Source organism: Nodularia sp. UHCC 0506 (assembly GCF_034931045.1).
In the GTDB taxonomy this organism is placed as follows: domain Bacteria; phylum Cyanobacteriota; class Cyanobacteriia; order Cyanobacteriales; family Nostocaceae; genus Nodularia.
Map to the genome: position 1 here is coordinate 28,344 of NZ_JAYGHH010000046.1, position 6,247 is coordinate 34,590.

The window sequence follows — 6,247 nt, forward strand, 5'->3', positions numbered from 1 at the left end:
CACAGATAAAACTATCCGTAGGTTGTAATTAATGACGCTGAGTTATCTTTCCTCTGGGCGATGTTTATTATGCCTAAATTGTTGATGATTTATACATAGGTTCGTTTAGAGATGGAAAAGAATGCGTAAAATTAATATTGGTTTGACAGAAGAGCAGCGTCAAGGTGTAGTCAATCTGTTAAATCAAGATTTAGCAGATTCCTACGTTTTGATCGTAAAAACCAAAAAGTACCATTGGGATGTAGTCGGCCCTCAATTCCGCAGTTTGCATGAACTTTGGGAAGAACAGTACGAAAAGCTGACCGAAAATATTGATGCTTTAGCAGAACGGGTTCGGGCTTTGGGCGGTTTCCCAGTGGGGACAATGGAAGGATTTCTCAAGATTGCTACTCTCAAAGAACATAGTGGAGAGGTTCCCCTAGCAACAGAGATGGTAGCTCAACTCGGAGAAAATCACGAGCAGGTGATTCGTAATTTAAGAGATCATGTGGATCAGTGCAGTGAGCAATTTCATGATGAAGGAACTTCTGACTTTTTAACGGGACTGATGGAAGAGCATGAAGAAATGGCTTGGATGCTGCGCTCATTCATTGAAGGACAAGCTTTAGAACCTAACGGTGTACAACCAACCGCAGAAACTAAAACCCCTGTAGGTGTGTAGCACTAGTACCGCCGTGAAATCAAAAGTCATTGAACTTTTTTAAATAGTATATCTATTTACACCAGGCCGTACTAGGTAAATAAACTGCGAAGTCAGGGAAGATTGATTATTTAAAGTTGGCGCAGCAAAGTCAATCTTCTCATAACTGTTTAATTTGTCTATAAAAAAAATAAGTTTTAAGGAGTATAAAAGTGCCAGAAGTTTATCAAGCAGAACGTACCATATCAGCTGTATTTAAAGAACAAAAGCAAATTGACCAGGTGATTCGACGTTTATTAGATAGGGGTGTGCCTAGAGATAATATTTCAGTAATGGGCAAAAACTTCCAATCAGAAACGCGAATTTCTGGTTTTATTACGAAGAAAGATGTGATTCTGGGAGGCTTGAGAACAGGAGCAATTTTCGGTTCCTTGTTTGGCTCGTTTCTCAGCTTGCTGACTGGTGTGGGTGTACTGTTCGTTCCCTTTGTTGGCCCGATTGTGGCAGCTGGCCCCATTGGTGCGTTGTTGCTAGGGGCTGCGAGTGGAGCGATCGCTGGTAGCGCTGGTGCTGGACTTGTATCAGCTTTAACTGCTTGGGGAATGCCTGAAGATAAAGCCGCAGTTTATCAAACACGCTTACAAGCTGGTGAGTTTATCTTAATGACAGAAGTGCCAAGCGATCGCATAGGAGAATTTCAGTTACTAATTGAAGGTAGTGGTGGCGAAGAAATTCACACAACTGATAAAACATTGACTCATCCTTGTTCTGGACCATGTAACAGCCCAGAGGATTTGTCTCCTGAAGTTCGCTCTCACCTTTCTCCAGAAGCCCAACGTACATTCATGGATCGCTACAATGCCGTGTTAGATCAGACAAGTGATGAGTTCACTGCTGAACAAACGGCTTGGGAGGCTGTTCACGAACAGTTTGATGAAAATGAAAGCGGTGTTTGGTCAAAGGCTAAGGTAAATGTTTAGCTAAAAATATAAACTTAATATTCGTCTAAAACTCCACCTTGTCTAAAAAAGTGGAGTTTTTCTGTTTGCTCCTAATAACTTGGCTTTCACCACGATTATCTGTTCTCTCTTACTAATGACTGGTACGATCAGTTAACAAACCCCATAAAAAAATAGCAACTATTGCACCAATAATCGCCACAATTATACCAGGAATACTTAACGTTGCCGCAGTGAATTGTAATCTCCCTGTTTCTAAGAGAGTTACAATAGTTCCCCCGATTAAAGCCCCAATAATACCCAAAAGCATGGTTGCAATGATTCCACCGCCCTGACGGCCAGGGTAAATAGCTTTAGCAATAGCTCCAGCAATCAAACCTAGAATTATCCAAGCAATGAGGTTCATGATTTAAATGTTCAAAAGGTTTATAAATAATTTATTCATTTTCAACTAATTTTCCTTCTACCATAAGAAGTAGCTCTCATTTTCAGCCAAAAAATCCAGGTTCTGATATAACAAACTGACTATTGAAATCAACTTTGAGAAATTTATGTTTGAATTTTTTATGTCTTTTTTATGAAGACATCTTAGATTAATTATTGCCACATCTTCATATATATTGCATAAATTTTATTTTATAAATGGTTATTGTTAGGTAATATTTACGATTTCTTAAAAATGAAATACTTGATACTTTTTTATTTATGAATAAGGATTTATGATATACCACTAAACATGGATAAGTTGTGTTTTGTTTGGCTGGTTTTTTCAAAACTATGCCTATTGGTATATAATACTAACAAAATCATGACATTTTTTTAAAACAATCCGGGCATAAGTATTATGAATCAACAAGTCGAAATCGTAAAACTCGGTGGGATTGTCAACACTACCAACTCACAAGAGCTACGACAATATATTAACCAATTACTAGAAAGTGGTGCAAAAACAATTTTAGTTGATTGTCAAGATGTTTCATTTATGGATAGCTCTGCCTTGGGAAGTTTGGTATTAGCTTTCAAAACGTTACGAGCAGCAAACACGAGGCTAGTTCTATGTTCTATTAATGAACAAATCAGAATATTATTTGAATTAACGGGTATGGATAAAGTGTTTGAGATATTTTCAAATCAAGATGAATTTAATCAATCCTTACTTTCTAAAAAATGATTAATCAAAATTAATTTGTAGAATTGATAAATCATCTTCAAATGCCTCTTTGGAGTTCAACGCGATCAAATAATTCAATACCTGATCGAGTTGGCGATCAACTGTGTGTTGTAAGCTAACAAGTATTTGAATAAAACCATCCAAACTCCAAAGTGTGCCATCTACTTTCGTGATTTCGTAAGCACCATCACTAAAAATATAAAGGCTGCTCGATTTATCAATATTACAATACGCATCCTCATATTTTGCCTCTGGAAACATTCCCACTGGCATACCAGGGGTTCTGAGTAATTGAATGTCCGTGTTTTTAGGAGATGTGCCTGATACTAATACTGCTGGTGGATGACCAGCACTTGCATACACTAACTGCCGCTTAACTCGGTGATAAACTCCATACCAAATAGTAAAATATTTATCATTTTGGTAATTCATCTGGAAGGTTTGATTTAAAGCTTTGAGTACAGCACTTGGTTGATAATAATTCAAACCTTTTAAGGCGCGGGAACGTAACAGATTTAGTACGGAAATTGAAGGCAGGGCGGCTTTAAGTCCATGACCGGCGGTATCTAGTAAGTATATAGCTAGATAGTCAGAATCTAGCCAGAAGTAATCGAAACTATCGCCACCAAGTTGTCGGGAAGGAATGAAACGAGAATTGATGCTGAAGGGTTCGGTGGTTGGTAAAGGCAGAAGCGATCGCATATATTCTGCTGCTTCCGCTAATTCTGTTTCTAAAAGCAACTTTTGGGTATGTAAATCCTGACTTAATTGATGCAGGCGCAATCCGGCTCGAACTCTTGCTTTTAATTCATTCTGTTCAATAGGTTTGGAAATAAAATCATCAGCACCTGCATCTAGTCCCTTGACTCGATCAGCGATGGAATCTAAAGATGTTAAAAAAATAAAGAATGTAGTGGACAAATTGGGGTCTGTCTTCATGCGCTTACAGACTTCTAATCCGTTCAATCCTGGCATGATCCAATCACAAATTACTAGCGCTGGATGGTAAGCGATCGCTAGGGCAATTCCTTCTTCTCCATTACTAGCAGTAACTACCTTATAGCCCTGTTTTTCTAACATCCTTTTTAGGAGTGTCTGAATAGAAATGTCATCATCAATTACCAGGATTTGAAACATATAAAATGCAAATTTGAAAATTAATAAGAATATCCTAAATTTTAGAGTTATTGAGCAAATGTTATGGAGGTGACAAGGGATTTATCCATAAGAGAATGGCACGTTTTAGCTGGTTCAAATCGCGGTATACTTCTTGTCTAAACCATTGCCCTAAAGCGTCTAAGGGGGTAAATGACGCTCCTGATTGCCATTTGATATCTTGACCTAAAGGTGTAGTGTGATTGCCTGGTAAGGTTTGTGTTGTCACCATGCCAGAAAAACGGGCTTGTAAGATTTTAGTTAAAGGTGCTGATTGGTCAATGGTATCGTTGCTGAATTTTATTAATAAATTGCGGCGGATATTGTAGCTTTCCTGGATCATCTGGTTTGTTTCTAGTGGTGAGGGTGTAAACTCAACCAAGAAAGTAGAATTTAACTGTTCCACTAAAGGAATAGCTTCCTTCGCGGCGTAGTTATTGAAGGAAATTAAAATATTCCCGGCACGTTCTACAGGTAGCAGACTCCCGATGAGTAAGTGTAGTTTACAACCCATACTATGCCCTAGTCCATAAGTAGGGAGATAAACCTGGCGTAACGCCCTAGAGTCTTGTAATCTTTCTATGGTGCGTTCAAAGTTTAGTAGTACTGTTTTAGCGATCGCAATATGATCCAAGGTATTCACAAATGGAGTAGCAATAATAACATACCCCTTATCCGCAAGTTGTTCTAGTAGCCAGCGATAAGTCAGATGGGGTGCAGTGGCGACAAATGCACCTCCCAAAAAATGGATGATCCCGATGGGTTTTGGGGGAATCAGTACCCAGTTACCTCTAATGTCTTTCCAGTCCATACTTATAGGCGATCGCTAAATTCACACCTCTTTATGTTAGACCGTTGGTTGCAGTCCTGGGGGGTTAACCGCAAGGCAGAAGTCAAAAAGCTGATTTTATCTGCTAGGCTTGAGTTTGCAGCCTTTTCATCTCAAGTTGCACATCTAAGGCAATTTGCAAAGCTTCATTGAGCAACCTACCATGTTCGGTAGCCTCTTCTGTCACTTGCATTGCTGTTAAAGTGGCTAAATTATTCGCAAATAGTTCTGTATTCCTGAGAATGAAATTCTTGTTTTCTCTTAAAATTCTTTCTGTCTTCAAAGCCCTAACTAAATCGGTTCTGGTGAGTTTTAGGGCAGCGATCACTCTTTCTCTTTCTTGAATAACTACTCCTGGGTTTCCAGCTGCTTCTATTTGATCATTAATATCTATAGCTTTGATGACGGCATTATATCTATCAACATCATTTAAAAGTATTTCTAAAGCATTGGTCATATTCTGATTAATTACTTTAAGTTTTTTCCACCATAATAAATACAAAACAATCTGTGTAACTCCACCACCCCATAAACATAAAATTATTAACAAAACCCAGGATGGAATTGACATCCAAGTAGCAAATAGTTTCAGAATTAGATCAAACAGCAAATAACTAAAGACAAAAATAGAACAACTAATAAAAACTACAGTAGCTCCTTCAGAACCCTTGATCTTCTCTAAAATTCTTTGAGCAAATTTTCTTAAAGGATTGCTAATAATAATTAATTCATCTTTAACAGGTAAATTAGTCAACTTTTGCAATTCTTTATGACTAATATCTAAGCCATGTAAATCATTACGCACAGCTTTCCCCATCCTCACCAGAATACTTATTTAGTACAATATAGCAATCAAATTTATTGATGGCTCGTTAAATTATAATTTCTACCATTTTTTTTATTGAACTAATTGCTACAAAACTCAAGATTGGGTACTATTTGATACTATTTTTTGTCAGGACATTAGTTATATTCTCAGAATATATTTTGTTGATATATTATTAAATATAGCATTTTTATTTTTCAACATAGTGACTAATGTTTCCTTAATGGTATCAGCCCCAGCCGCAAGGCGGAAGTTAAAAATCTGATTATGTAAGCTGTTTATTGGCTGGGCATGATTGTTTTATTGACGCTGTGCTGTAACAGTTAAGGTATATTCTTGTCGAACATCAACACAGAGATAAAAAAGTCAGTCATAAAAATTAATACCCAAGTAGTTACAACTGCTGTTGTTGCTGATTCTCCAACTTCTTTTGCTCCCCCCTTAGTAGTTAGTCCCCAACTACAACCATTAATGGCAACTATAGCTCCAAAAATCAGACCTTTTACTAAAACCATGAGTAAATCTGATGGTTCTAAAAAAGTTCTCACAGATTCTAAAAAAGCTTCAGGATCAATATTGTAAAATTGTGCTGCGGCAAAAACTCCGCCAGCGATACCCATAATTAAAGCAAAAACCATCATAATTGGCATCATTAAAATGCAAGCAA

General features: G+C 37.4%; 8 protein-coding genes. 3 read left to right on the forward strand and 5 right to left on the reverse strand.

Going from position 1 to position 6,247, the window contains the following annotated elements:
• Positions 1-121: 121 nt before the first annotated feature.
• Complete coding sequence (locus tag VB654_RS20150; RefSeq protein ID WP_323215584.1) at positions 122-661, forward strand: Dps family protein; 540 nt, start codon at positions 122-124, stop codon at positions 659-661.
• Positions 662-852: 191 nt separating this feature from the next.
• On the forward strand, positions 853-1,620 hold the full coding sequence (locus VB654_RS20155) for a ChaB family protein (protein WP_323215585.1): 768 nt from the start codon (positions 853-855) through the stop codon (positions 1,618-1,620).
• Between the two features lie 112 nt (positions 1,621-1,732).
• Here the strand turns inward: VB654_RS20155 and VB654_RS20160 are convergent, their stop codons facing one another.
• A complete protein-coding gene (locus tag VB654_RS20160; RefSeq protein WP_323215586.1) occupies positions 1,733-2,005 on the reverse strand; it encodes a GlsB/YeaQ/YmgE family stress response membrane protein in 273 nt (90 codons plus the stop codon).
• 438 nt (positions 2,006-2,443) lie between these two features.
• On the opposite strand from VB654_RS20160, the gene VB654_RS20165 reads away from it, so the two are divergent.
• Positions 2,444-2,770: an STAS domain-containing protein gene (locus tag VB654_RS20165; protein WP_323215587.1), complete on the forward strand. Its 327-nt coding sequence runs from the start codon at positions 2,444-2,446 to the stop codon at positions 2,768-2,770.
• Here VB654_RS20165 and VB654_RS20170 read toward each other — a convergent pair whose 3' ends face one another.
• The 4 genes from VB654_RS20170 to VB654_RS20185 form a co-directional block, all read right to left on the reverse strand.
• The gene (locus tag VB654_RS20170; protein WP_323215588.1) at positions 2,771-3,907 is read right to left on the reverse strand and encodes a PP2C family protein-serine/threonine phosphatase; all 1,137 of its coding nucleotides are present in this window, start codon (positions 3,905-3,907) and stop codon (positions 2,771-2,773) included.
• A 61-nt stretch (positions 3,908-3,968) separates the two neighbouring features.
• Complete coding sequence (locus VB654_RS20175) at positions 3,969-4,736, reverse strand: DUF1350 family protein (RefSeq protein ID WP_323215589.1); 768 nt, start codon at positions 4,734-4,736, stop codon at positions 3,969-3,971.
• A gap of 103 nt (positions 4,737-4,839) precedes the next feature.
• Entirely contained in the window at positions 4,840-5,571 is a 732-nt protein-coding gene (locus VB654_RS20180) for a hypothetical protein (protein ID WP_323215590.1), read from the reverse strand.
• A gap of 332 nt (positions 5,572-5,903) precedes the next feature.
• The coding region (locus VB654_RS20185) for an MlaE family ABC transporter permease (RefSeq protein WP_323215591.1) at positions 5,904-6,247 on the reverse strand (344 nt) is incomplete at its 5' end.